Here is a 25,680-nt window from a genome sequence, read left to right on the forward strand (position 1 = left end):
CTATCCCACGACACCATTTCGGGGGCGCGACGCAATCGTCCTGAAACCGTCGCCGGCTATTGCTGTTTCTGCCCGAGACGGCAGGAGGCGACCTTGAACCACTCGATCCGTAGCGCAGACCGTGCAACCCACCTGAAGATCGTCGTTGTCGCGCTGGTCGCCGGCATCGTGATGGCCGGCTTTTGCGTCGCCCGCCTCACCTCAGGCACCGTGTTCGATCAGAGCGCCAGCGTCATCAAGGCCGGGAAGCCCGTGACGATCTCCAGTTCGACCGCATCAGCCGTTCGCTAACGCCGCATGTCTGACATCACCGCCATGAACGAGATGCAGCACAGCGAGACCGGATCGATGGCGGTGCCGGCCGATCCGAAGCTTCGCAGCCCGATGCTTTGGACCCGGCTCAGGCGGGCTGCGTTCTTGACCGGCATCAGCGTCGTTGTTGTCGTCTCCATGGTGGGCTGGCTCGGCGGGCTGGCTATGGTTGTGCTCGAGCTCTGCGAGATCTTCTTCGTCTCCTAAGTTGGAATGTATTATCGCCTCCCTATCGGCGACTGCGGCCAAGCACGACAGCCGATTGCCGGGCAGGTTTTTCTTGGCGTGTGTCAGCGGCGGCAATTATTGCCGCGCGAACTCTGCCTCAATTGCGCTGTAAAACACGATATTTCCATTTGTTTCTATCTGGCATGGCGCTTGCTCGCATCTCTCGCGTGCAATCCGGAGCTTCGCCATGACCGTTTCGCTTCTGAGCTTTCTGACAACCTCGCCGCTCGATCCGCAGACGTCCGGCAAGCTCAGCGCCAAACCGGCCAATGACAAGTCCCCGGAGCAGTGGTTTCTCGATTATGCGAAGAAGACGCCAGCGGAGAAGATGCATGCCGCCATGCTCTCGCAGCTGGGCATCAGCGAGGAAGAATTCCAGGCCATGGATTCGGCCGCGCAGCAGAAGATCGAAGACAAGATCCGGGAGATGATCAAGCAGCAGGCCGAGAAGACCAACGACAAGCGCACAGGGCTGATGACGGACATCTCGGTCTAGGGTCGCGTCCGCACACATCTAGCCCGCAACCTGCTAGGCCGCACGACTGCGCCCCTCGTCCCCGAACAGATAGACCTTGTTACGGCCGGCAGCCTTCGCTTCGTAGAGCGCAACATCAGCTTCCGTGAACAATTCGGCAATCCGCCGGCGATAAGGGCGGCCAACGATGGCAGCTCCGACCGACGCACCGACCTATCCAGCGCCTTTCACCGCGCCAGGTCCTGATCTCGGCATCGAGCGATACCGCAAGGCCGGTCCGGATCACCTCGGCACGCGCGCGCATGTTGCGCCGGGACTCGTCGACATAGAGGTCGAGGACATCAGCTCGCCGCAGCGGGTGCCCATGGGGTAGCCGAAGATGTCGTAGACGCCCGACGTCCAGGTCAGGCGTTCTGCCGTGAGCTCACATTTTCCATGCGCCGATACCGGCAAGCCCCAAGGCCTGGTCATAGAGACGCGCGCGCACCTCAGGCAGCGGCACTCGATAGTGCTCGCGATGACTGACAGAACGTCAAGCCACCTCGCGTCACAGCTGCATGCGAACAAAAAATGGATTTTTGTTGGGAATTGGTTGCGCGAAATCCGGGACGATTTCGTGAGCCTAACTGGTCGGAGTGGTAGGATTTGAACCTACGACCCCTGCGTCCCGAACGCAGTGCTCTACCGGGCTGAGCCACACTCCGACTAGGTGCGGCCTTATAGCCAAGGGTTTCGCAGACCGCAAGAACTGCTATAGGGGAAAAAATCCGAGCAAAAACACCCCTGTAATGACCGATCCGAGCACCCAACTGATCGCGGCCGACGCAAAAGCCGCCGAAATCGCCGCGCAAACGCTCCTGCGCGGGGGTCTCGTGGCGTTTCCGACCGAAACGGTCTACGGGCTCGGCGCCGACGCCACCAATCCACAGGCGATTGCGCGGCTCTACCAGGCCAAGGGCCGGCCCGCTTTCAACCCGCTGATCGCCCATGTGGCCGATCTGGCGGCGGCGCAGGCGATCGCCCGATTCGACGCCCAAAGCCTCAAACTCGCGCAGGCGTTCTGGCCGGGGCCGCTGACACTGGTGCTGCCCAAAGCCGAGGGCTGCCCGGTGGCCGATCTCGCCACCGCCGGCCTCGACACCGTGGCAGTGCGGGTTCCCGCCCATCCGGTGGCGCATGCGATTCTCCAGGCGCTGGGGCGGCCCGTGGCGGCGCCGTCAGCCAATCTCTCCGGCCACGTCTCGCCGACCACCGCGGCCCATGTGGCCAGCGATCTCGATGGGCGTATCGACCTGATCGTTGACGGCGGGCCCGTGCGGGTCGGCGTCGAATCCACCATCGTCGCCTGCCTCAAGGCCCCCACCATGCTGCGGCCCGGCGGCGTGCCACGCAGCGAGATCGAGCGCGTGCTCGGCATCGCGCTGGCCGAGGCCGTCGAGGACATCGACTCTGACACGCCGCAGCCGCTGGCGCCGGGCATGCTGGCCTCGCACTATGCGCCACGCACCAAGGTGCGCCTGAATGCAAGCCAGCTCGCCGATGGCGAGGCCTTGCTGGCGTTCGGGCCGTCGGTCATATCTGGATCAGAGCATGCAACCGCGGTGCTGAACCTGTCGCCGCGCGGCGACCTGGTCGAGGCGGCGGCCAATCTGTTCGGCCATCTGCGGGCCTTGGACGGCAGGGGTGCCCACGCCATTGCGGTGATGCCGATCCCGGACGAGGGCCTCGGCGAAGCCATCAACGACCGGCTGCGCCGCGCCGCCGCTCCGCAAGAGTAGAGACACGGCTAAAAGACAAGAAGACCAGCTTCGAGGACACAGATGAACATCGTCGAAAAGCCCGTGACCACGCTCTCGCCCGACCTGATCGCCCGCTTCACCGCGATCGTCGGCGAGAAATACGCGGTGACGGACGCTCACGATCTCGCGCCCTATCTCACCGAAGAGCGCAACCTGTACCAGGGCCACTCCAAGCTGGTGCTGCGCCCGGGCTCGACCGCGGAGGTCGCCGCGATCTGCAAGCTCGCGTCGGAAACGAAAACCGCGCTGGTGCCGCAGGGTGGCAATACCGGCCTGGTCGGCGGCCAGACCCCACATCACGGCGAAGTGGTGCTGTCGCTGCGCCGTCTCGACAAGGTCCGCGAGGTCGACACCGCGTCGAACACCATGACCTGCGAGGCCGGCGTAGTCCTGGCGACCGCGCAGCAGCAGGCCGACGCGGTCGACCGGCTGTTTCCGCTGTCGCTGGGCGCCGAAGGCAGCTGCACCATCGGCGGCAATCTCTCGACCAATGCCGGCGGCACCGCGGCGCTGGCCTATGGCGTGGCGCGCGATCTCGCCGTCGGCATCGAGGTGGTGCTGGCGGACGGCCGCATTGTCAGCAACCTGTCGAAACTGAAGAAGGACAACACCGGCTACGATCTGCGCGACCTGTTCATCGGCGCGGAGGGCACGCTCGGCATCATCACCGCCGCGGTGCTGAAACTTTATCCCAAGCCGCGCGCGGTGGAGACCGCCTTTGTCGGCCTCGCCTCGCCGGACGACGCGCTGAAGCTGCTGGAGCTGTCGCGCGCGGAGGCCGCGGGCACGCTGACGAGTTTCGAGTTGATCGCCGACATCTGCATCGACTTCTGTGTCAAGCACGGCCCGAACATCCGCGCGCCGCTGGACAACCGAACGCCCTGGTATGTGTTGATGGAGATCTCGTCGCAGCGAGACGACGCCCGCGCCACACTGGAAGCGATCCTGGAGCGCGGCTTTGACGAGGGCATCGTCGAGGACGCCGTGATCGCCGCCAATCTCGACCAGCGCACCGCATTCTGGACGCTGCGCGAGGTGATTTCTCCGGCACAGAAACCCGAAGGCGGCTCGATCAAGCACGACGTCTCCGTGCCGGTCGCCGCCGTGCCGCAATTGATCGCCGAGGCCAGCGCCGCGGTGGTGAAGCTGATCCCCGGCTGCCGTCCGGTGCCGTTCGGGCATCTCGGCGACGGCAACATCCACTATAATGTCAGCCAGCCGGTCGGTGCCGACCAGCAGGCCTTCCTGGCGCGCTGGCACGACGTCAACGAGGTGGTGCACGCCATCGTGGCACGGCTCGGCGGCTCGATCTCCGCCGAACACGGCATCGGCGTGCTGAAGCGTGACGAACTGCCCCATTTCAAGGACGCCGTCGCACTCGACGTGATGCGCACCCTGAAAGCGACGCTCGACCCGCTCAATATCCTTAATCCGGGCAAAGTTCTGTAGTTCGTCACTCGTAGCCCGGATGAGCGAAGCGACATCCGGGAAGGCCAGTGTTGATGAATCCCGGATATCGCTGCGCTCATCCGGGTTACAAGCGTTCCGGGATTCTGAATGAGCATCGCCAACCGCATCCGCGTCCAGTCCGTCCGCCTGCTGTCGGACAATTGGTACACGCTGAAGAGCACCACGTTCGAGTGGCTGCGCTCGAACGGCCAATGGCAGACCCAGCACCGCGAGACCTACGATCGCGGCAACGGCGCGGCGCTGCTGCCTTATAACCGCGCGCGCCGCACCGTCATCCTGACCAAGCAGTTTCGCTATCCTGCCTATGTCAGCGGCCATGACGACCTGCTGATCGAAGCTGCTGCCGGACTGCTCGACGACGAAACTCCCGAAAAGCGCATCCGTGCGGAGGCGGAAGAAGAGATCGGCTATCGGCTGCACCGCGTGGAGAAGGTGTTCGAGGCGTTCATGAGCCCAGGCTCGGTGACCGAGAAACTGCATTTCTTTGTCGCCGAATACGACCCAGGCATGCGCATCAGCGACGGCGGCGGCAATCCCTCCGAGGGCGAGGATATCGAGGTGCTGGAGCCTTCAATCGACGAGGCGCTGGCCATGATCGCCGACGGCCGCATCGTGGACGCCAAGACCATCATACTGCTGCAGTATGCGGCACTGCATGTGTTCAAGTGACGGCTGCGCAATCTTTGTCGCCGTTGGTTGATGTGTGATACGCGCCACCTCTTCTCTGTCATGCCCGCGAACGTGTTCGCGGGCATGACAGTGGGTGTGGAGGCGCGTCGTCTTTCTCCGCCGCCGGCATGACCTAAAACAACGACCCCTGCCCCTCGTCCTCGACCTTCGCCCGCGGCAGCTTCCTTGCCGGCGCTTTCTTTGCAAGGAACGCGGCTTCTTCGTCCGCCGCCTGCTCCGCCGTGATCGGCAGGATCAGTTGCGGATCGTCGTTGGCCACGTGATTGACCGCGGTCGAGACCTCGTACCACGCCATCGATCCGACCTGGGGCGGCACCAGGAGCGGCATCGCCTCGTCCGCATCGAACGCCAGACAATCAAGCCAGCGCTCGAAATCCGCCGGCGCGATCGTCACGGGCACACGATGATGCAGGCCGGCCATTTCCGGCGCGGCCGCGGTGGTGACAATCGCCACCGTGTCGACCTCCTCGCCATTCGGTCCCATCCAGGTCTCGGCCAGGCCGGCAAAGGCCATCGGCGCGCCGTCGCGGCGGCGGATGAAGAACGGGCGCTTGCGGCCGCCCTTGTCCTGCCATTCATAATAGCCATCGGCCGGCAGCAGGCAGCGGCGGCGGCGGATCGCGTTCTTGAACGCCGGCTTGGTCTGTACGGTCTCGGAGCGGGCGTTGATGACCAGCGCGAAGGTCCGGGGATCCTTGACCCAGGCCGGCATGAAAGCCCAGCGCATCAGGTGATAATGCCTGACGCCGCGGTCCTGCAGCACCACCGGCACCGGCTGGGTCGGCGCCACATTGTGACGCGCCGGACTATTCGGCAACTCAGGGTAGTTGAAGAGCCGCCGCAGCTCATCGGGCGTTGTCAGAATGACGTATCGTCCGCACATTTCACGACCCAGGCCTGACCATGTTCAGCCCCTCTTAACCCTGTCCGCCTAACACTTGAACGGATGAGCTCCGCGGCCGCGAAGATATCCCCACTCGATGAGGCTGTGTCCGGCGATCAGGCCGCCAACGGCCGCGCTGTCCCGCGGCCCAGCGCCGAGGAGTTGCTCACCGCCAACATCAATCCGCGCACCGGGCTGGCCACCGACTACCTCAATCATTTCAATGAAGCCATCATGCTGCTGGAAATGATCCCGGACCTGCCGGACTGCGCCGAGGATTTCCTGAGCTGGCAACCCCTGTCCTACGCCGAGCATTTCCGCGCCGCCAATTTCAAGGCGCGGGAGCTGGCGATCAGCACCTACGAGACGGCTGATCCGGCGATCCGCGGCGAGTTCGATAACATCACCCGCACCATGACCTCGATCCTGACCGCGGTCGGCGATGCCATGCGCCAGATGCAGCAGGACAAGAGCCGGGCGCAGCTCGCCGAGCAGGCCACCGGCTGGGTGAAACCGCTGGTCACGCTGGCCGGCGGCATCATCAACGGCTCGGGCCATGAGGCCGATGTCGACGGGATCATGACCGCGTGATGGCGAGCAGCGCCAGCCCCCCGGAACGGCCGCAGCTCGCTGCCAGCGCCTCGATTTTTCGCGACGGCAGGATTCTGCTGGTGCGGCGCGCCCGCCAGCCAGCCAGGGGCGTCTACACCCTGCCCGGCGGCCGGGTGGAATTCGGCGAAACCCTGGCGGAAGCCGTGCAACGCGAGGTGCGCGAGGAAACCGCGCTCGCGATCGATGTCATCGGCCTCGCCGGCTGGCGCGAGGTGGTGCCCAATCCCGCCAAAGGCATCGCCGGCCACTTCGTCATCATGTCGTTCGCCACCCGCTGGGTCTCGGGCGAGGTGACGCTGAACGACGAACTGGACGATTACAGGTGGTGCGACCCGGACCATCCGGATGTCCAGCCCACCACCGAGGGACTGTTTCAGATCATTGCGGCGGCCCGCGCCCTGCTCGCCGGCTGAGGCCGGCTTTGCCTTGCTTCCTTCCCATTGAAAAGGCATATCCCGCTGGATGCTTAGGCACCTGGTTGCGGCCCTTATCGTCTTGACCCTTGCTGTTCCCGTCTCCGTCCGGGCGCAGGACGCGGCCGCGCCATTTGACGCCGACCTGCAGCGGCTCGCGGAAATCCTCGGCACACTGCATTACCTGCGCGCGATCTGCGGCAGCAATGAAGGCATGAAGTGGCGCAACGAAATGCAGGCGCTGGTCGATGCGGAGACGCCATCGGGCCAGCGGCGTTCGCGCATGGTGGCAAGCTTCAATCGCGGCTATCACGGCTTCCAGCAGACCTATCGCGCCTGCACCCCGGCCGCGAACCTGGCGGTCCGCCGTTATCTCGACGAGGGCTCGAAAATCTCCCGCGACCTGACCGCTCGCTACGCCAACTAACTGATGGCGCCCGGCACACTCATACCGGCCACAAACGTCCCCGCGCTCACTGAACAGGCTTAAGATTGTGGGTAAATCCGGCCGTGGCGACACGGCCATCGCACGCCGCTCAGTCATGGAGATCCCCGACAGATGCGGTAAATGCTTGATAACCCGCCGCTTCCGGAAACGTAGATGATTGATCCCGCGCCGTTAACCTTTCCTAAAGAACCGGCTAGGCCGCCGCGCGGCGCGTGCTAAAGCTTTGATCATAGTCGCCGTGCTCCCCAGGGAGCCATGCCACACAGGTTGTTGCATTCCATGAGCCATTTGCCGACGTACACAGTTGCCCGCGACCCGCTGCCGGACCATGAGCAGAAGCAGGCAGCGCTCGGCTACCTCAACGAGGCCTGGGCGGAGGCGCGGCACGACGGCATCGACGGCGATTGCCTGGCGCAGGCCAGCCTGTTCGCCGCCTTCGCCGAACTGGTCGGCACCTATGGCGAGGATGCGGTGGCGAAGTTCGTCGAGGGCCTGCCGGCCCGGATTCGCAACGGCGAATTTTCCGTGGTGCTGGCGCGGCAGTAAGGCGTCGTAACGCCTACACCGTGCGTCATTCCATATTCTGCGTCACCCGCGGGCTTGACCCGCGGGTCCAGCTTGAACTCTGAATTCGCGTTGTAACATCGAAGAAAGCTGGATTGCCGGGTCAAGCCCGGCAATGACGGAGTGGGGATGGCACGTCCGCCCCCACACTACGCCTTCAGCGTCTCCAGAAACCGCACCGGCTCGCCCTGCGACGGCGTCGCCAGTTCGCCCTGCCACATCACGCGGCGGCCGCGCACGAAGGTGCCGACCGGCCATCCCGTCACCTTGACGCCGTCATAGGGCGTCCAGCCGGCCCGGGACGCAATCCATTTGTTGGTGATGGTCTCGCTGCGCTTCAGATCAACGATGGTGAAATCGGCGTCGTAGCCGGCAGCGATACGGCCCTTGCAGGCAATGTTGAACAGGCGCGCGGGACCGGCGCTGGTGAGATCGACAAAACGCGCCAGCGACAGTCGGCCCGCATTGACGTGGTCCAGCATGGTCGGCACCAGCGTCTGCACGCCGGTCATGCCCGACGGCGATGCCGGATAGACCTTTTCCTTTTCTTCCGCCGTGTGCGGCGCGTGGTCCGAGCCCAGGATATCGATGATGCCTTGATTGACACCGTACCAGATCATGTCGCGATGGCTGGCGTCGCGCACCGGCGGGTTCATCTGGGCGCGGGTGCCGAGCCGCTCGTAGCACTCGGGCGCGGCCAGCGTGAGATGATGCGGCGTCGCTTCCGCCGACGCGACATCCTTGTGGTCGCGCAGATAGGCGATCTCTTCCTTGGTGGAGATGTGCAGCACATGGATGCGCTTGCCGGTCTCGCGCGCCAGCGCCACCAGGCGCTGCGTCGCCTGCAGCGCCGCGATCTCGTCGCGCCACACCGGATGCGAGCGCGGGTCGCCCTCGATGCGCAGGCCCTTGCGGTCGTTCAGGCGATACTCGTCTTCGGCATGGAACGAGGCGCGGCGGCGGATCACCTGGAAGATCTTTCGCAGGCTGTCGTCGTCTTCCACCAGCAGGCTGCCGGTGGACGAGCCGATGAACACCTTGACCCCGGCGCAGCCCGGTGCGCGCTCGAGCTCCGGCAAGTCTTGCACGTTCTCGCGGGTGCCGCCGATGAAAAAGGCAAAGTCGCAGTGCATGCGATGATGGCCGGCCTTGACCTTGGCGGTGAAGGCTTCGTCGGTGATGGTCAGCGGATTGGTGTTCGGCATCTCGAACACCCCGGTGACGCCGCCGAGCACGGCGCCGCGCGATCCGGTTTCCAGGTCTTCCTTGTGGGTCAGCCCGGGCTCGCGGAAATGCACCTGGGTGTCGATCACGCCGGGCAGGATGTGCAAGCCCTTGCAGTCGATGACCTCCGCGGCACTCGCCTGCGTAAGCGAGCCGATCTCGGCGATGCGGCCATCCTTGATGCCGATGTCGCGCAAACCCTCGCCGTCCTGATTGACCACGGTTCCGGACTTGAGAATCACGTCATAAGTCTGGCTCATTGCACACCCGGTTCGGCCCGAAACAACAACGATTCAAGCGTGATCGCCTGACCACGGGCCTTGTGGCAGGCACCTTAGCGCCTTACGTTCCCTGCCTACATCTGACAAGCGGAAATCGCACGGATACCCCCATGAAATCAGCGTTTCTCCCGGACCGGGGCGTGGTCAAAGTCTCCGGCCCCGATGCGCGCAGCTTCCTCAACAATCTGGTCACGACCGAGGTCGACCTGGTGCGTCCCGGCATCGCCCGCTTCGGCGCGCTGCTGACGCCGCAGGGCAAGATCGTGGTGGATTTTCTGATCACCGAAGCGCCCGAGGGCCATATTACAGAACCTGGCAGCGGCTTCCTGCTGGATTGTCCGCTGCCGCTTGCGGATGCGTTTGCGACCAAACTGGGCTTCTACAAGCTGCGCGCCAAGGTCGTGGTGGAGAATCTCTCCGGCGGGCTCGGCGTGCTCGCGGTGTGGGACGGCAAGCCCGAGGCACTGCCGGATCTTGCGTTTGCCGATCCGCGCAGCGAAGCACTGGGATGGCGCATCCTGGTGCCGCAGGATCTCGCGGAAAAAGCCACGCAGCTGATCGGCGCCGAATGGGTCGCGCCAGCGGCCTATGAGGCGCACCGCATCGCTTGCGGCGTGCCGCGCGGCGGCGCCGACTTCGGTTATGGCGATGCCTTTCCGCATGAAACCAACATGGATCACCTGCACGGCGTCGACTTCGACAAGGGATGTTATGTCGGGCAGGAAGTGGTGTCGCGCATGCAGCACCGCGGCACCGCGCGCACCCGCACCGTGCGCATCACGCTGGACCAGGCGGCCCCCGCAGCGGGAACCAGCATCCTTGCCGGCGAAAAATCGATCGGCACCATGGGATCATCGGCGCAGGGCAAGGCCCTGGCTGTGATCCGTGTGGATCGCGCCACCGAGGCGCTCGACGCCGGCCTGGCATTGCTGGCAGATGGTCAGCCGATCCAGCTGGCAGCGCCGGACGAGGTCCGCGCCGCCGTGAAGAAAGCCAGCGCGTGAGCATGTCCCGATGAGCAACGCCAAACTGCACGCCGACGGACTCGTACGCTGTCCGTGGCCTGGCGAAGACCCGTTCTACATGGCCTATCACGACACCGAATGGGGCGTGCCGGAGTATGATGACCGCGCGCTGTTCGAAAAGCTGATCCTCGACGGCTTCCAGGCCGGCCTGTCCTGGATCACAATCCTGCGCAAGCGCGAGAATTTCCGCAAAGCCTTCGACAATTTCGAGCCGGCCAAAATCGCGCGTTATGACGCGAAGAAGGTCGAAGCGCTGATGAACGATGCCGGCATCGTGCGCAACCGCGCCAAGATCGAAGGCACGGTTGCCGGCGCCAAGGCCTATCTGAAAATCATGGACGAAGGCCCCGGCTTCTCCAAGCTGCTGTGGGACCATGTCGGCGGCAAGCCGAAGGTGAATGCGTTCAAGACCACCAAGAGCGTTCCGGCCTCGACGCCGGTTTCGATCGCGGTCTCGAAGGATCTCGCGTCGCGCGGCTTCAAGTTCGTCGGCCCGACCATCGTCTACGCCTTCATGCAGGCCACCGGCATCGTCAACGACCATCTCATCAGTTGCCACTGCTACGATACCTGCGGCACGGCGAAGCGGCCGAAGAAGTTGAAGGTGCCAAAGAAGGCTTGAGTTATTGTCGTAGCCCGGGTGAGCCAACGGGTCCGCGCGGAGCGCGGCCCGATGACAGGCTCCGCGATACCCGGGGAAGACAACGCATGGCCTCCCCGCATATCGCTCCGCTCATGCGGGCTACACGCTTCATGGCTCCAGCGGCCCCGTCACGGCCTCCACAGCTGACACCAGGGCCCCCGAGCGCACCAGCTCCAGCGCCGCCACCATCTCGGTGTGATACCAGCGATCGCCATCGAGCGCCGGCGGGACCACGCTGCGCAGCGCATCGAGCGCCGCCTGGCTGCCACGGCCGATCGGATGCTCCCTGGCGTGATCCGCGATCAGCGACAACGCTTGGCCTGCCATCAGGATCTCGCAGGCGACGATCTGTTCAAGGTTCTCGACCACCGTACGAGCCTTGCGGCCACACCAGGTGGAGTTGGAGACGTGGTCCTCGGCATTGGACTTGCCGGGGATCGAATCCACCGAACCGGGCGTCGACAGCGTGCGGTTCTCCATCACCAGCGCCGACATCGAGCACTGCACCGTGGCGAAGCCGGTGTTGAGCCCGCGCTTGCCGGCAAGGAGATTGCGCGGCAGGCCATAACTCATGGTGGGATCGATCAAGCGCGCGAGGCGTCGCTCGCTGATCGAACCGAGGTCGGTGGCGGCGATCGCCAAGAGGTCCATCACCTGCGCGATATACTGGCCGTGAAAGTGACCTCCGGAGATGCAGGTGTAACCGCCGACACCGTCGTCGAAGATCAGCGGATTGTCGGTGGCAGAATTGATTTCGGTGCCGACCACCTGGCCGATATAACCCAGCGCGTCGCGCATCGGGCCGTGCACCTGCGGCGTGCAGCGCAGGGAATAGACATCCTGCACCCGCGGCGCCGGCGGCTTGCCGGGCGCGCGCGCCTCGTCCGGATAGATGGTGACGCGCGCGGCCTCCGAGCAGCGCTGCGATCCCTGGGCGATGCGCAGGATGTTGCGGGCGGTAGCGGCTTGCCCGGCATGCGGCCGCGCCGCGTGCACGCGGGGATCGAACGCGGCAAGCTCGCCACGCATGCATTCCAGCGACAGCGTCATGGCGATGTCGGCATGCTTGAGGATTCGCTTGGCGTCCTCCAGCGCCAGCACGGCCAGCGCCAGCGACACCGTGGAACCGTTGATCAAAGCGGAGGCGTCCTTGGCGGAGAGCGGAAAATCCGGCGCCAATCCCGCTTCGCTCAACGCCGCGCGCGCCGGCATGCGCCGGCCGCGATACACCATCTGCGCTTCCGGAAAGCCGCAGATCGCGGCCGCCAGATGCGCCAGCGGCGCCAGATCTCCGGATGCACCAACCGATCCCTTCTGCGGAATCACCGGATGCAGGCCGGCATTGAGGCACTCCAGCAAACGATCGACCACGGCCACGCGCGGACCGGAATAGTTGGAGGCGAAGGCATTGGCGCGCAGCAGCATGGTGGCGCGCGTCACGTCTTCGCCAAACGGCTCGCCGATGCCGGTGGCATGGGCGTACACCGTCTTCATCTGGTACTCGGCCATCTCCGACATCAGCACCCGCTGGTCCTTGAACAGGCCGACGCCGGTGTTGAAGGAGTACATCAGCGGCGCGTCGTCGTGCATGAAGTTGGCGTCGATGTAGGTTCTCGCCGTGGCGATCCGGGCGCGCGCCGCCTCATCCAGCGCGGCGGTGGCGAAGCGGCCGCCATGGCTGCGGGCCACGTGCGCGACCTGGTCGCCGGTCAGCGTCCGGCCGTCGATGGTTACGGTCATCTCACAAACTCTCCCATATGGAATTCAGCGCCCAGGAACCGGGCGAAAGCGCCTGATGGCGTCGAGCAGCACGCGCACCGCCGCGTCCGCGTCCTCCACCGTGATCCGCTCGGCCGGATTGTGGCTGATGCCGCCGTCGCAACGCACGAACAGCATGCCGACGGGACACAGTGCGGCCACGGCCATCGTATCGTGCCCGGCGCCGGAGGCGAGCCGCAGCGGCCGGAGGCCCTGGCGCGCGACGGCTGCTTCGATCTGGCTGACGATATCAGGATGACAGGCGCAGGCCGCCGCCTCATGGGTGGTGGTGATTTCAAGTGCGATGGCGCGCGCCTGCGCCAGCGCGCCAAGACGCGCGCCGATCTCGGCCACCGCACGAGTGCGCTGCGCGTCGTCGGAGGAGCGAATGTCGACGGTGAACAGCGCTTCGCCGGGAATGACGTTTACAGCTCCTGGCCGTGCCTCGATCCGCCCCACGGTCGCAACCAGGCCGGGCTGTGACCGCGCAAGCTCCTCGATCGCGACAATCGCAGTCGCCGCGCAGGTCAGCGCGTCGTGCCGCAATCCCATCGGCACCGTGCCGGCATGGCCGGCGGTGCCGCGCATCTGCACCGCAAGACGCGTCGCACCGTTGATGGCGGTGACGATGCCGACCGGCAGGCCTTCGCTCTCCAGCACGGGGCCCTGCTCGATGTGCACCTCGAGAAAGCCCAGCACCTGATCCCGCTTGCGCGCGACCGCGCCGATCCCGTCGGGGTCGCAGCCGAACGCCGTGAGCGCGTCGCGGCGCGAGACGCCGTCGCGGTCACGCTCGTCGAGGGTCGCGGGATTGAACGTGCCGGCCAGCGCCCGCGATCCGGACAAGGTGGTGGGAAAGCGCACGCCCTCCTCATCACCGAATGCCACCACCTCGATGGCGAACGGCAGCCGCTCACCGCGGCGGGCCAATTGCTCGACGGCAGTCAGCGCCGCCACCACGCCGAGATTGCCGTCATAACGTCCGGCGTTGCGCACGGTGTCGATGTGCGAGCCGATAATCAGCGCCGGTGCGCCCGGCGTCTCGCCTTCATAACGCGCGATCACGTTGCCGGCCGCATCGAGTTTGGCCTCGATGCCGAGCGCGCGCCACCAGCCGAGCAGACAATCCACGGCACGGCGATGCGCCGGCGACAGATAAAGCCGGGTCAGCATGCCCGGCTCGTCGGTGAAAGCGTCCAGCTCCGCCAGCCGTTCCATGGCGTGGTGTCCCAGCGCACGATCTGCGGAGGTCGATTGCGTCAGGTCGAGCATGGAGGGGCTCCCGTCCATCACTTTCAAATCACTTGCTGTTCTTGACCCAGATGGCGATCGCGGTGCGCTCGTCGTCCGTCATGGCGGTGATATTGTTGGGCGGCATGGCGCGGCTGAGCACCGCCTGCAGGTTGATGGCGTCGGCCTGGCGGGCGATGTTGGCCGGGGTATCCAGGAACACCGCCTTCGGCGCGATCTGGATGCCCTCCCACACCGGCTCCGCCGCATGGCACATCGAGCAGCGCGAGGTGACGATCTCGATCACCTTTGCCGGCGCCGGCACGTGGCTTTCCTTGGCCGGCACGCTGGCGGCGGCGCTCAGTCCCAGTTGCTCGCGTCCTGTCGGCGAGGAGGCCATCGCCACCCAGAAGGTGAACCACAGCGCCACCGCGGCCGCGGCCCATGTCCACCACGGAGACTTGGCATGGTCGGAGTGGCGCACATTGTAGAAATGGCGGATCAGCGATCCGGAGATGGTGATCAGGAACACGATCGGCGGAATCACGGCGGAGTTGGCGTAGAGCACCGGATAGTGGTTCGCCAGCATCAACAACACCACCGGCAAGGTGAGATAGTTGTTGTGGGTCGAGCGCTGCTTGGCCTGCTTGCCGAGTGCCGGATCCGGCGTCTCGCCGGCCATCAGCGACGCCACCACCTTGCGCTGGTTGGGGATGATGATCAGGAAAACGTTGCCCGCCATCCAGGTCGCCATCAGCGCACCGGTGTGGATCAGCGCGCCGCGCCCGCTGAACACCTGGGTGAAACCGAAACTCGCCGCCACGATCGCGACCAGCCCGACCAGACCGAGCACGTTCTCGTTCTTGCCGAGCGGCGACTTGCAGAGCTGGTCATAGATCACCCAGCCGAGACCGAGCGCACCGACGCCGAGCGCCGAGGCCTGCCACGCGTTCAACTGCATCACGTCGGGATTGATCAGATAGAGATGGGACTGGGCGTAATAGATCCAGGCCAGCAGCACGAAGCCCGAGAGCCACGTCGTGTAGGCCTGCCATTTATGCCAGGTCAGCTCCTCCGGCATGAACTCCGGCGCGACCAGATATTTGCGCATTTCATAGAAGCCACCGCCATGCACCTGCCAGCTGGAACCGCCCTGGCCGGCCGGAATGTCCTTCGTCGACCGCAGGCTGGCGTCGAGGTGCATGAAGAAGAACGACGCGCCGATCCACGCCATCGCCGACACCACATGCAGCCAGCGCAGCAGCAGACTGCCCCATTCCAGTATGTAAGGGATCATCGCCCCCTCCCGATCAGCATCCGTGTTTCTGCGACCCTACCCGGATCAGGGTCGTTGCACCTTCAGGGAATTCGGGAATATCTTTCTGGATATTCGACAAATCGGAGCCCCCGCATGATTTCGCTGGAAAACATCAGGATTTTCATGCGGGCCGCCGAATCCGGCAGCTTTTCCGCGGCCGGCCGCACCCTTCGGATGTCGCCCTCGGTCGTCAGCTACCGGGTCCAGGCGCTGGAAACCCACCTCAACTGCCGCCTGGTCAGCCGCACCACCCGGCGCATGAACCTCACGGAGGCCGGGCGGGTGTTCTATGAGCGCTGCCTCGACGTGATCGAATCGGTGGAGCGGGCCGAGGTCAGCGTGACTGAGGCCGGCGCCACGCCGCGCGGCGCGCTGAAGGTGACCGCACCGCTCGGCCTCGGGCGGCGGGTGATCTCGTCATTGGCAGCGCATTATCGCGAGCAGCACGAAGAGACCGACATCCATCTGCGGCTGTCGGACCATCTGCTCGACCTGGTGCAGGAATCGGTCGACGTGGCGATCCGGCTCGCGCAACTGCGCGATTCCACCTTCACCCTGCGCAAGATCACCGACGTGGAGCGGGTGCTGTGCGCGGCGCCGTCCTACCTGGAGAAGCGTGGCATGCCCGAGGCGCCGTCGGACCTGTTGCGCCACAGCTGCCTCTTGTTGCGTTTTCCGGGATCGCAGCAGTTCCGCTGGACCCTGATGGTGGAGCACGAGCCGCAGATCCTGCCGGTCTCCGGCCAGCTCGATGCCGACGACTGCGACGTGCTGATCGAGTGGGCGCTGGCCGGGCAAGGCATCATCATGATGCCGCTGTTCGAAGTGGCGGAGCACATTGCGGCGGGACGCCTGCAGATGCTGCTGCCGGACGCGCCGCCGCAAGCGGTGACGCTCGGCGTGCTCTATCCCACCCGCAAGATGCTGCCGGCGCGGGTCAAGACCTTCGTGGACATGACCGTGGACGGCGTACGCCGCCACGTGTCGAAGCAGCTAGGGCATGTCGGCAAGAAGCTGTGATGCGGCCTTGCGCAAGACCGCTTCGGGCTTTCGTGGCTTGCTCGGCCGACCCGCCACATAGGTTTCGGCAACACAGCGATCGTCACCGAGCGTCATCAGCAGGAACAGCTCTTCGGCGAGATTGTCCTCGATGCACTCCATGCGGTGCGCCATCGCCGGCGTAGCCCGCGGATCCAGCACCGCTATGTCGGCCTCAAAGCCCTGCGCGAGACTGCCGATGCGGTCCTGCAGGCCGAGCACGGCTGCGTTGCCGTGGGTCATCATATAGAAGGCCTGCAGCGCCGGCCATTGCTGGCCCTGCAGTTGCAGCACCTTGTAGGCTTCGTTGGCGGTCTGCAGCATGGAATAACTGGTGCCGCCGCCGACATCGGTGGCGATCCCCACCCGCACCGGTTTGGCGTGCTGCTGCAGGCGCCGCATGTCGAACAGGCCGGAGCCCAGGAACAGGTTCGAGGTCGGACAGAACGCGGCGATGGACTCACTCTCCGCCAGCAGTTCCAGCTCGCTGTCCTCCAGATAGATGCAGTGGCCGAGGATCGACTTCGGCCCGAGCAGGCCGTGGCGGGCGTAGACGTCGGCATAACTCGCGGCTTGCGGAAACAGCTGCTTCACCAGCGCGATCTCGGCGCGGTTCTCGCCGAGATGGGTCTGCACATAGGCGTCAGGAAATTCGCGCGCCAGCGTGCCGGCCGCCTCCAGTTGCTCCGGCGTGGAGGTGATCGCAAACCGCGGCGTGATGGCATAGAGCTGGCGTCCCCGGCCATGCCACGCCTGCAACAGTGCGCGGCTCTCGCTGTAACCACTCTCGGCGGTATCCAAAAGTCCCTCGGGGGCGTTGCGGTCCATCATCACCTTGCCGGCGATCATTCGCGTGCCGCGCCGCTCGCTCTCGGCGAAAAACGCATCCACCGATTGCGGATGCACCGAGCAGTAGACCACCGCCGTGGTGGTGCCCTGCCGCAGCAGCTCATCGAAGAAGAACCGCGCGACATGCTCGGCATGGCCCTGCTGGCGCAATTTCTGCTCTTCCACGAAGGTGTATTTCTGCAGCCACTCCAGCAGCTGCTCGCCATAGGAGGCGATCACCCGCGTCTGCGGATAATGGATATGGGTGTCGACGAAGCCCGGCAGGATCAGCCGGCCAGTGTGATCGTCGACCGGCACGTGCGCACCGACATGGCGCAGCAATGCATGCGCCTCGCCGACCGCGACGATCCGGCCCTGCGCAATCACCACAAGGCCGTCTTCGATATAACGATAGCTGTGCTCCGCGCCAGCCAGCCGCGGATCGGCATGGAAACTCAGCACACGCCCGCGCAACACGCGCTCGGCGCCGGAAAACAGGGATGGGCAGACGTGGGACGTCACGGCAGGCGCTCCTTCAGTCGCAGCAGGGCAATGCGCTCGACCTGGCGGAGCGCTTCGTTGAATTCGGCCTCGATCTCGTTGCCGAGGCGGGTCTTGAAGATGCGGAGGATGTCCGCCTTGCCGTGTCCCTTCACCGCCAGGATGAAAGGGAAACCGAAGCGGGCGCGATAGGCGTCGTTCAGCGCAGTGAACTCGGCAAGCTCCGCCGGCGTCAGCGTGTCGAGGCCGGCGCCGCTCTGTTCCCAGGTGGAATCGGCGGTGAGTTCGCCCGCCAGCGCAAGCCGTCCGGCCAAATCAGGGTGCGCATCGATCAGAGCGCGCTTGCGCTGCTGCGGCAGATCGCGCATCGCCGCGGTCAAACTCGTATGTAGTCCCTCCGCGGTATCGTCCCGCGACGACAGTCCGGCGCGATGGGCGGCTTCCGCGATCTCCGGCGAATGCTCGAACACGTCGCCGAAACTCTCCACGAACAGCGCCCGCGGCATCCGGCTCGGGCGCAGGCCGGCGGGCGGATGGTGCCGAACCCAGTGCCGGGCGATGTCGATCCGACGCGCCATCCAGACCTGGGGATGCGACGCCACGTAATCGAGAAAACGCATCAGGGCGGCGATTCGCCCCGGCCGGCCGATCAGGCGGCAATGCAGCCCGATCGACAGCATCTTCGGCGCCTCCTCGCCCTCGGCATAGAGCACATCGAAGGAATCCTTCAGGTAGTTGAAAAACTGGTCGCCGGCATTGAAGCCCTGCGCGGTGGCGAAGCGCATGTCGTTGGCATCGAGCGTATAGGGCACGATCAGATGCGGTCCATGCGGTCCCTCGATCCAGTACGGCAGATCGTCGGCATAGGAATCCGACGAATAGAGAAAACCACCCTCCTCCATCACCAGCTGCGTGGTGTGTTCGGAGCAGCGGCCGAGATACCAGCCGGTCGGCCGCTCGCCGGTGACCTCGCGATGCAGGCGGATCGCCTGGCGCAGATGCTCGCGCTCATCCGCGACACTGAGATCCTTGTACTCGATCCACTTGTAGCCATGGCTTGCGATCTCCCAGCCGGCTTCGCGCATCGCCGCCGTGATCGCCGGCGCCCGCTCCAGCGCCGTCGCTACGCCATAGACGGTGACAGGAATATTGCGGCCGGTGAACAGCCGCCACAGCCGCCAGAACCCGGCACGCGAGCCATACTCATAAATCGACTCCATGTTCATGTGGCGCTGGCCGGGCCAGGGCTGCGCGCCGACGATCTCCGACAGAAAGGCCTCGGAGGCGGCATCGCCATGGAGCACGCAGTTCTCGCCGCCCTCTTCGTAATTGAGGACGATCTGCACCGCGATGCGGGCGTTGCCGGGCCAGGTCACCCGCGGCGGGTACTGGCCGTGGCCGATGAGGTCGCGCGGGTAGTCGAGAGTGGTTGCCATCGGTGGAATCCCCGAGAAAATCTCGGGGGACACTAGGCGGCCGGGGCCGGTTTGTTCTTTCGGGAAATTCGCAAGATGTTTCCGAAGCCGACGGCAAGTCGCTTGCCGGCTTCCGTGACAATATCGCACACGCGGTGCCGCGATCGGAGCACCGCCTGGACAAACACCATACGGGGGGACTGCCTTGGTCAGCCAGCATAGCGGCGGACGCCTGACGACGCACGTACTCGATACCGCCAACGGGCGGCCGGCAGCGCGCCTGCGCATCGTGCTGGTCCGCCTCGACGGCGATAGCCGCGTCGTGCTGGCCGACACCGAGACCAACCTCGACGGGCGATGCGACGCGCCGCTGCTGAGCGCGGAGACCATGGAAACCGGCCGCTACGAGCTGCTGTTCCATGCCGGCGCCTATCTGCGCCGCGAACATGACGCGCTGCCGGAGCCGGCCTTTCTGGACGAAATCCCGATTCGTTTCGGCATCGCCAATACGAATACGCACTACCACGTGCCGCTGCTGATCTCTCCCTATGGCTACAGCACCTACCGGGGCAGTTGATCCCTTGCACGGAGGACATGACGTGAGACCACGCATCCGTTTCCTGCTCGGCGACGAGCCCCACGAGATCGACCGCATTGCGCCGACCATGACCGTGCTGGACTGGCTGCGCCTTCATGAGCGCCGGACCGGCACCAAGGAAGGCTGCAACGAGGGCGATTGCGGCGCCTGCACCGTGGTGGTGGTGCGGCCGGACAACGCGGGCGGACTCGCCTATCGCGCCGTCAACGCCTGCATCCAGCCGGTCGGCACCCTGGACGGCTGCCAGTTGCTCACCGTCGAACATCTCAAGGAGGACGACGGCGCACTGCATGCGGTGCAGAACGCCATGGTCGAGCATCACGGCTCGCAATGCGGCTTCTGCACGCCGGGCTTCGTGATGTCGCTGCTGGCGTTCAGCAAGACCAGCGGCACCTGCCCGGGCGAGCAGGCGATCGACGACGCGCTGTCCGGCAATCTCTGCCGCTGCACCGGCTACGCTCCGATCGTGCGCGCGGCCCAGCACGCCTGCGCCAATCCGCAACAAGACAAATTCGATCGGCGGGCGCCGGAAACCTTGGCGCGACTCAAGGCGCTGCAGGACACCGACACAGTCGAAATCGGTGACGACAGCGGCACGTTTTACGCGCCAGCCACCACCGACGCGCTGGCCGAGATCCTGCTGGCGCAGCCACAGGCCACCATCGTCGCGGGATCGACCGACGTCGGCCTGTGGATCACCAAGCACATGCGCAAGCTGCCGACGCTGGTATGGATCGGCCGCATCCGTGAGCTGCAGGCCATCGACGACAGCGGCAGCGCCATCGAGATCGGTGCCGGCGTCACCTACAGCGAAGCGGCGCCCGTGCTTGCCCGCCACTATCCGGACCTGGGCGAACTGATCCGCCGTCTCGCCTCCACGCCGATCCGCAATGTCGGCACCATCGGCGGCAACATCGCCAACGGCTCGCCGATCGGCGACGCCTCCCCCGCTCTGATCGCGCTTGGCGCCACGCTGCACCTGCGGCACGGCGGGAAGCGGCGCGCCATACCACTGGAGCAATTCTTCATCGCTTACGGCAAGCAGGATCGGCAGCCCGGCGAATTCGTCGCGCGCATCACCGTGCCCAAGCCGGCACCGGCCGGCCGCTATCGCGCCTACAAGATCTCCAAGCGTTTCGACCAGGACATCTCGGCGGTGATGGGCGCGTTCTGGCTGCATCTCGACGGCAGCCGCATCACCGACATTCGCATCGCCTTCGGCGGCATGGCGGCAACGCCCAAACGCGCGCTCGCGACAGAAGCCGCGCTGCGTGGCCGCAGCTTCGATCTGGCCGCAGTGGCCGCCGCCAAGGCGGCATTGGCCGAGGACTTCACGCCGCTCAGCGACATGCGGGCCACCGCGAGCTACCGGCTGCGCAGCGCGCAGAACCTGATCGCGCGGCTGCATGTCGAACTGATGCATCCCGAGGTCGAAACCCGCCTGGTCGGCGACAAGGCGGTGGCTGATGTCCAGGGCTGAACGCGAATTCCCGACGCAGACGACATTGCGCAGCGGCACCCATGCCTCGCTGCCGCACGACAGCGCGCGCCGCCATGTCACCGGCGAAGCTATCTACATCGACGACATGCCAGAGCCGGAAGGCCTGCTGCATGTTTATCTCGGCCTCAGCGAGCGGGCCCATGCCCGTATCGTCGCCGTCGATCTGGCGAAAGTGAAAACCGCGCCCGGCGTGATCGCGGTGTTCACCGCCGCCGACATCCCCGGCGAGAACGACGTCAGCCCCACCCATCTGCATGACGAGCCGCTGCTCGCCATCGACCGTGTGGAGTTCCTGGGGCAGCCGATCTTCATGGTGGCCGCGCGCACCCGGCTGGAAGCGCGAGCCGCGGTGCGGCTTGCCGAGGTCACTTACGAGGATCTCCCGGCGGTGCTCGATATCGACGCAGCCAAGGTGACCGGGCAATTGGTCACCGCGCCGATGACGCTGGCACGGGGCGACGCGACCGCCGCGCTTGCCGCCGCGCCGCGCCGGATCACCGGGCGCATGGCCATGGGTGGCCAAGAGCATTTCTATCTCGAAAGCCAGGTGGCACTCGCCATTCCCGGCGAGGAGGACGACGTCACCGTGTTCTCCTCGACGCAGAACCCGACCGAAGTGCAGCACATGGTGGCGGTGACGCTGGCCATCCCGGCCCATGCCGTCACCATCGAGGTGCGCCGCATGGGCGGCGGCTTCGGCGGCAAGGAAACCCAGTGCAGCGCCTTCGCCTGTTATGCAGCCATCGCCGCCAAGCGGCTGGGACGGGCAGCAAAGATCCGACCCGACCGCGACGACGACATGACCGTCACCGGCAAGCGGCACGATTTCATCGTCGATTACGACGTGGGCTTCGACGACGAGGGCCGCATCCAGAGCGTCGACATGACCTTCGCCGCGCGCTGCGGCTGGTCGTCCGACCTGTCGGGACCGGTCACCGACCGCGCGCTGTTCCATGCCGACAACTGCTATTTCTATCCGGCGGTGCGGGCGGTGTCCGAACCGCTGAAGACCAACACCGTCTCCAACACCGCATTTCGCGGCTTCGGCGGCCCGCAGGGCATCGTCGGCGCGGAGCGCATCATCGAGGAGATCGCGTTTGCGATCGGCCTCGATCCGCTGACCGTGCGCAAGCGCAACTTCTACGGCGAAGCGGGGCGCGACGTGACGCCCTATCATCAGACGGTGGAAGACAACATCGCCCTCGAGCTGGTGGAGAGGCTGGAGCGCGACTGCGCCTACCAGGCGCGGCGCGAGGCCATCCGTGCGGCCAATGCCGCGAGCCCGGTGATCAAGCGCGGCATCGCGCTGACGCCGGTGAAGTTCGGCATCTCGTTCACGCTGACCTCGTCGAACCAGGCCGGCGCATTGCTGCTCGTCTACACGGACGGCAGCGTGCAGATCAATCACGGCGGCACCGAGATGGGCCAGGGGCTTTACATCAAGGTGGCGCAGGTCGTCGCCGACGTGCTGCAGATCGACATCGAGCGGATCAAGATCACCGCCACCACCACCGCCAAGGTGCCGAACACCTCCCCGACCGCCGCCTCCTCCGGCGCCGACCTCAACGGCAAGGCGGCGGAAGCCGCCGCGCTGACCATCCGCGAACGGCTGACCGAATTCGCCGCGAGCAAGTGGGGCGTCGCCAAGGACGAGGTGACGTTCCTGCCGAACCAGCTGCGCATCGGCACTGAAGAAGTGGCTTTCGACGATGTCGTGAAGCAGGCCTATCTCGCCCGCGTGCAACTCTCCGCCACCGGCTTCTACAAGACGCCAAAAATCCACTGGGACCGCAAGGCCGGCCGCGGCCATCCCTTCTATTACTTCGCCTATGGCGCCGCCTGCACCGAGGTGGCCGTCGACACCCTCACCGGCGAATATCGCCTCGAACGCGTCGACATCCTGCACGATTGCGGACGATCGCTGAACCCGATCCTCGACATCGGCCAGATCGAAGGCGCCTATGTGCAGGGTGCCGGCTGGCTGACCACCGAGGAATTGTGGTGGGACGCCAAGGGCCGGCTGCGCACCCATGCGCCCTCGACCTACAAGATCCCGGCCTGCAGCGACCGCCCCCGCATCTTCAATGTGGCGCTGTATGACGCGCACAATCGCGAGGAAACGATCTTCCGCTCCAAGGCGGTGGGCGAGCCGCCATTCCCGCTCGGCATCTCGGCCCTGCATGCCATCTCGGATGCGATCGCCAGTGTCGCCGACTATCGCATCTGCCCGCGGCTGGATGCGCCGGCAACGCCGGAACGGGTGCTGGATGCGGTCGAGCGCCTGCGCATGGCGACGCCGCATCGTGAACGGGACGCAGCCGAATGACAACCGGCCTCGCCGACATCCTCTCCGCTCATTTCGCCACCGGCACCGCTGCCGCCCGTGTCGTCGTCCTCAGCGCCCGCGGCTCGACCCCGCGCGAAGCCGGCGCCACCATGCTGGTGACGGCGGAGCGCGTCGACGGCACCATCGGCGGCGGTCATTTCGAATGGATTGCCATTGCCGAGGCGCGCGCGCTGCTGCTCTCCGACATCGACCAGCGCGAGATGGACGTTCCGTTGGGGCCCGCGATCGGCCAGTGCTGCGGCGGCCATGTGACGCTGCTGATCGAGCGCGCCGGACCACAAACAGTGGCGGCGCTGCGCGCCCATGAGGCGATCGAACGCGCCGGCTATCCGCATATCCTGATCTTCGGCGCCGGCTTTGTCGGCCGCGCGCTGGCGACAGCGCTGTCGCCACTGCCGTTCAAGGTCCGGCTGATCGACGGCCGCGCGGCGGAGTTCGCAGGCTTCACGGCTGACGGCGTCACCAATGTCGTCACCGACCGCTCGATGGCCGAGGTGGAAGCTGCGCCCGCAAGTGCGGCCTACGTGATCATGACCCACAGCCACTCGCTCGACGCCTTGATCGCCACAGCCGTGCTGGAGCGCGCCGATTTCGGTTATCTCGGCATCATCGGCTCGCGCACCAAGCGCAAGCGCTTTGAGGCGGCATTTCGCGAGTGCGGCATTTCCCACCAGGACATCGCCCGCATCACTTGTCCGATCGGCGGTGGCGCCGTGCGTGACAAGCGGCCGGCGGTGATCGCAGCACTCGCCGCCGCCGAACTCATCACCGTGTTCGCCACCGAACTCGCTGCGGCGCAGACCGTGGCTCATGTGCGGCCTCCGCTTGCCACGCAAGACCTCGCCGAACAACGGGTCGCATAACGCTTCTGCCATCGCCGCACGCACACGATCGCCGCCCGGAGGACGGCGTCGCGAACTGTCATGCCTGCCATCCATCGCTTCATTCAACAAAAATTTTGGGGAGAAATTATTCGATGTCCTGCGCTTCCATCACGCTCGCAACGGGTCTTATCCTGGCGACGGCCAGCACCGCATTCGCCGCCGACACGACGATACTGCCGATCAAGAGCAAACCGGCGATCGACGCACCGTTCTTCTTCGTCAACGACAACCGATTGACTTATGCCTACCAGTTCACGGCCACCGCCCCCGGCGCCGCCGACAAGACCGGCAAGCATGTTCTCGCCGTCACCCATTTCGACGTCTGGGCCTACGGCACCAATTTCGTCAACCTGGAGCTGTTGAAATCGGACAGCCGCGATCCTGCCTCGCCGTGCCTGCCGACCGTCGGCGTGCCGAACGCCTGCGCGGGCGCCACCGAGTTCTACGGGCTGTTCCGCAGCACCTTCGGTTGGAACCAGATCTTCGACACCAAGGCGTTCGCGATCGGTCCGCTCAGCAACATCTCGTTCGAGATCGGCGGTGACATCGAAACCGAGAACCAGTTTCTCGCGCCGAGCAAGCGCGACGTGGTGGCGGGCCTGCAGTTCGCATTCGACCTGCCATACAAAGGCTACGTCAACGTCGCGCCGCTGTACTATCAGGAGTGGAATCACACCTCGTTCCTGACGCCGGGCTTCATGCCGGCCGGATTCACCGGGATTCCCGACGGCAACACCCGTTTTCATCCGACCTGGGCGGTGGAGCTCAACTACTACATGGATCTCGGCTTCCTGCCGGAGACCCTGCGCTACTTCGCACTCAGCGGCCGCGCCGGCTTCTACGGACCGAAGGGCGACGGCACCCGCAACGGCTTCACCGTCCCCGCCACCAACAGCACCCGGACCGAGATCAACAGCGAACCGGTGCGCCTGACCTTCGACGCCAGCAAGGCGGCGTGGGGCTCCAAATACACCCACTTCGTCGATATCTGGGTGGCGTATCGCTACTGGCAGAACAAGTTCGGACTCGACGACGGCAATCCCGCCAACGGCGTCTGTTTCTCCAATGGCGTGAACAACAAAAGCTGCACGGAGAGGTCGCTCTACTCCGGCGTCTCGGTTAAATTCTGAGGAGCTGAGTTGCCGAAGCCTTTATGGGCTGCGTCATTCCGGGGGGCACGCATCCCCCCGGAATG

The 25,680-nt window shown here is 65.4% G+C and carries 26 protein-coding genes and 1 tRNA gene; 19 read left to right on the forward strand and 8 right to left on the reverse strand.

The features are described 5' to 3' along the window. The first annotated feature begins 93 nt into the window (after nt 1–93). The 4 genes from RS897_RS41715 to RS897_RS41730 all read left to right on the forward strand — a co-directional run bounded on the left by RS897_RS41715 (nt 94) and on the right by RS897_RS41730 (nt 1,388). Complete coding sequence (locus RS897_RS41715) at nt 94–291, forward strand: hypothetical protein (RefSeq protein WP_315834482.1); 198 nt, start codon at nt 94–96, stop codon at nt 289–291. A 6-nt stretch (nt 292–297) separates the two neighbouring features. Continuing rightward, the gene (locus tag RS897_RS41720; RefSeq protein WP_315834483.1) at nt 298–519 is read left to right on the forward strand and encodes a hypothetical protein; all 222 of its coding nucleotides are present in this window, start codon (nt 298–300) and stop codon (nt 517–519) included. Nucleotides 520–727: 208 nt separating this feature from the next. Continuing rightward, a complete protein-coding gene (locus tag RS897_RS41725; protein WP_315834484.1) occupies nt 728–1,036 on the forward strand; it encodes a hypothetical protein in 309 nt (102 codons plus the stop codon). A gap of 166 nt (nt 1,037–1,202) precedes the next feature. Further along, nucleotides 1,203–1,388, forward strand: coding sequence for a hypothetical protein (locus RS897_RS41730; RefSeq protein WP_315834485.1), 186 nt, complete (start codon nt 1,203–1,205; stop codon nt 1,386–1,388). Nucleotides 1,389–1,642: 254 nt separating this feature from the next. Here RS897_RS41730 and RS897_RS41735 read toward each other — a convergent pair. Beyond that, nucleotides 1,643–1,719, reverse strand: a tRNA-Pro gene (locus RS897_RS41735). 84 nt (nt 1,720–1,803) lie between these two features. Between RS897_RS41735 and RS897_RS41740 the strand changes: the two genes are divergently transcribed. The 3 genes from RS897_RS41740 (at nt 1,804) to RS897_RS41750 (ending at nt 4,953) form a co-directional block, all read left to right on the forward strand. Beyond that, nucleotides 1,804–2,793, forward strand: a complete 990-nt coding sequence (locus RS897_RS41740; protein WP_315834486.1) for an L-threonylcarbamoyladenylate synthase — start codon at nt 1,804–1,806, stop codon at nt 2,791–2,793. Nucleotides 2,794–2,835: 42 nt separating this feature from the next. Continuing rightward, nucleotides 2,836–4,263 (forward strand): FAD-binding oxidoreductase, encoded by a 1,428-nt coding sequence (locus RS897_RS41745; RefSeq protein WP_315834487.1) that lies wholly within the window; start codon nt 2,836–2,838, stop codon nt 4,261–4,263. A gap of 108 nt (nt 4,264–4,371) precedes the next feature. Beyond that, complete coding sequence (locus tag RS897_RS41750) at nt 4,372–4,953, forward strand: NUDIX hydrolase (RefSeq protein ID WP_315834488.1); 582 nt, start codon at nt 4,372–4,374, stop codon at nt 4,951–4,953. Nucleotides 4,954–5,086: 133 nt separating this feature from the next. Here the strand turns inward: RS897_RS41750 and RS897_RS41755 are convergent, their stop codons facing one another. Further along, nucleotides 5,087–5,857, reverse strand: a complete 771-nt coding sequence (locus RS897_RS41755) for an SOS response-associated peptidase (protein WP_315834489.1) — start codon at nt 5,855–5,857, stop codon at nt 5,087–5,089. A 63-nt stretch (nt 5,858–5,920) separates the two neighbouring features. On the opposite strand from RS897_RS41755, the gene RS897_RS41760 reads away from it, so the two are divergent. The 4 genes from RS897_RS41760 to RS897_RS41775 all read left to right on the forward strand — a co-directional run bounded on the left by RS897_RS41760 (nt 5,921) and on the right by RS897_RS41775 (nt 7,876). After that, nucleotides 5,921–6,448, forward strand: coding sequence for a hypothetical protein (locus tag RS897_RS41760; protein WP_407654403.1), 528 nt, complete (start codon nt 5,921–5,923; stop codon nt 6,446–6,448). Next, nucleotides 6,448–6,882 (forward strand): NUDIX hydrolase, encoded by a 435-nt coding sequence (locus RS897_RS41765; protein ID WP_315838922.1) that lies wholly within the window; start codon nt 6,448–6,450, stop codon nt 6,880–6,882. The genes RS897_RS41760 and RS897_RS41765 overlap by 1 nt, the downstream gene beginning before the upstream one ends. A 49-nt stretch (nt 6,883–6,931) precedes the next feature. After that, on the forward strand, nt 6,932–7,309 hold the full coding sequence (locus RS897_RS41770; RefSeq protein WP_315834491.1) for a TIGR02301 family protein: 378 nt from the start codon (nt 6,932–6,934) through the stop codon (nt 7,307–7,309). A gap of 300 nt (nt 7,310–7,609) precedes the next feature. Next, nucleotides 7,610–7,876: a hypothetical protein gene (locus tag RS897_RS41775; protein ID WP_315834492.1), complete on the forward strand. Its 267-nt coding sequence runs from the start codon at nt 7,610–7,612 to the stop codon at nt 7,874–7,876. 167 nt (nt 7,877–8,043) lie between these two features. On the opposite strand, the gene RS897_RS41780 is transcribed toward RS897_RS41775, so the two are convergent. Then, complete coding sequence (locus RS897_RS41780; RefSeq protein WP_315834493.1) at nt 8,044–9,378, reverse strand: dihydroorotase; 1,335 nt, start codon at nt 9,376–9,378, stop codon at nt 8,044–8,046. A gap of 131 nt (nt 9,379–9,509) precedes the next feature. Here RS897_RS41780 and ygfZ point away from each other — a divergent pair, with 131 nt between their 5' ends. Both ygfZ and RS897_RS41790 read left to right on the forward strand, forming a co-directional pair. Beyond that, nucleotides 9,510–10,403 carry a CAF17-like 4Fe-4S cluster assembly/insertion protein YgfZ gene (gene ygfZ / locus RS897_RS41785; protein ID WP_315834494.1) on the forward strand — a complete coding sequence of 298 codons (894 nt, stop codon included), beginning with the start codon at nt 9,510–9,512 and terminating at the stop codon, nt 10,401–10,403. 10 nt (nt 10,404–10,413) lie between these two features. Further along, on the forward strand, nt 10,414–11,046 hold the full coding sequence (locus RS897_RS41790; protein WP_315834495.1) for a DNA-3-methyladenine glycosylase I: 633 nt from the start codon (nt 10,414–10,416) through the stop codon (nt 11,044–11,046). Between the two features lie 129 nt (nt 11,047–11,175). On the opposite strand, the gene RS897_RS41795 is transcribed toward RS897_RS41790, so the two are convergent. Genes RS897_RS41795 through RS897_RS41805 form a run of 3 tightly spaced genes read right to left on the reverse strand, consistent with a single transcriptional unit; the run spans nt 11,176 to nt 15,352 of the window. Next, a complete protein-coding gene (locus RS897_RS41795) occupies nt 11,176–12,807 on the reverse strand; it encodes an HAL/PAL/TAL family ammonia-lyase (protein ID WP_315834496.1) in 1,632 nt (543 codons plus the stop codon). Nucleotides 12,808–12,831: 24 nt separating this feature from the next. Continuing rightward, entirely contained in the window at nt 12,832–14,097 is a 1,266-nt protein-coding gene (locus RS897_RS41800; protein WP_315834497.1) for an allantoate amidohydrolase, read from the reverse strand. Between the two features lie 28 nt (nt 14,098–14,125). After that, nucleotides 14,126–15,352, reverse strand: a complete 1,227-nt coding sequence (locus RS897_RS41805; protein ID WP_315834498.1) for a urate hydroxylase PuuD — start codon at nt 15,350–15,352, stop codon at nt 14,126–14,128. Nucleotides 15,353–15,466: 114 nt separating this feature from the next. Here RS897_RS41805 and RS897_RS41810 point away from each other — a divergent pair, with 114 nt between their 5' ends. After that, nucleotides 15,467–16,393: a LysR family transcriptional regulator gene (locus RS897_RS41810; protein WP_315834499.1), complete on the forward strand. Its 927-nt coding sequence runs from the start codon at nt 15,467–15,469 to the stop codon at nt 16,391–16,393. Here RS897_RS41810 and guaD read toward each other — a convergent pair. Then, nucleotides 16,367–17,761, reverse strand: a complete 1,395-nt coding sequence (gene guaD, locus RS897_RS41815; RefSeq protein ID WP_315834500.1) for a guanine deaminase — start codon at nt 17,759–17,761, stop codon at nt 16,367–16,369. The genes RS897_RS41810 and guaD overlap by 27 nt on opposite strands. Beyond that, nucleotides 17,758–19,176 (reverse strand): allantoinase PuuE, encoded by a 1,419-nt coding sequence (puuE, locus tag RS897_RS41820; protein WP_315834501.1) that lies wholly within the window; start codon nt 19,174–19,176, stop codon nt 17,758–17,760. Before puuE ends, guaD begins: the two co-directional genes overlap by 4 nt. Before the next feature lie 142 nt (nt 19,177–19,318). Here puuE and uraH point away from each other — a divergent pair, with 142 nt between their 5' ends. The 5 genes from uraH (at nt 19,319) to RS897_RS41845 (ending at nt 25,615) form a co-directional block, all read left to right on the forward strand. Further along, nucleotides 19,319–19,732 (forward strand): hydroxyisourate hydrolase, encoded by a 414-nt coding sequence (gene uraH, locus RS897_RS41825; RefSeq protein WP_407654604.1) that lies wholly within the window; start codon nt 19,319–19,321, stop codon nt 19,730–19,732. Continuing rightward, entirely contained in the window at nt 19,704–21,233 is a 1,530-nt protein-coding gene (gene xdhA, locus RS897_RS41830; RefSeq protein WP_407654404.1) for a xanthine dehydrogenase small subunit, read from the forward strand. The genes uraH and xdhA overlap by 29 nt, the downstream gene beginning before the upstream one ends. Beyond that, on the forward strand, nt 21,220–23,580 hold the full coding sequence (gene xdhB, locus RS897_RS41835) for a xanthine dehydrogenase molybdopterin binding subunit (RefSeq protein WP_315834504.1): 2,361 nt from the start codon (nt 21,220–21,222) through the stop codon (nt 23,578–23,580). Before xdhA ends, xdhB begins: the two co-directional genes overlap by 14 nt. After that, on the forward strand, nt 23,577–24,464 hold the full coding sequence (gene xdhC, locus RS897_RS41840) for a xanthine dehydrogenase accessory protein XdhC (protein ID WP_315834505.1): 888 nt from the start codon (nt 23,577–23,579) through the stop codon (nt 24,462–24,464). The genes xdhB and xdhC overlap by 4 nt, the downstream gene beginning before the upstream one ends. Before the next feature lie 113 nt (nt 24,465–24,577). Beyond that, nucleotides 24,578–25,615: a hypothetical protein gene (locus RS897_RS41845; protein ID WP_315834506.1), complete on the forward strand. Its 1,038-nt coding sequence runs from the start codon at nt 24,578–24,580 to the stop codon at nt 25,613–25,615. Nucleotides 25,616–25,680: the final 65 nt, after the last annotated feature.

It is taken from the genome of Bradyrhizobium prioriisuperbiae (genome assembly GCF_032397745.1).
Taxonomy (GTDB): Bacteria; Pseudomonadota; Alphaproteobacteria; order Rhizobiales; family Xanthobacteraceae; genus Bradyrhizobium_A; species Bradyrhizobium_A prioriisuperbiae.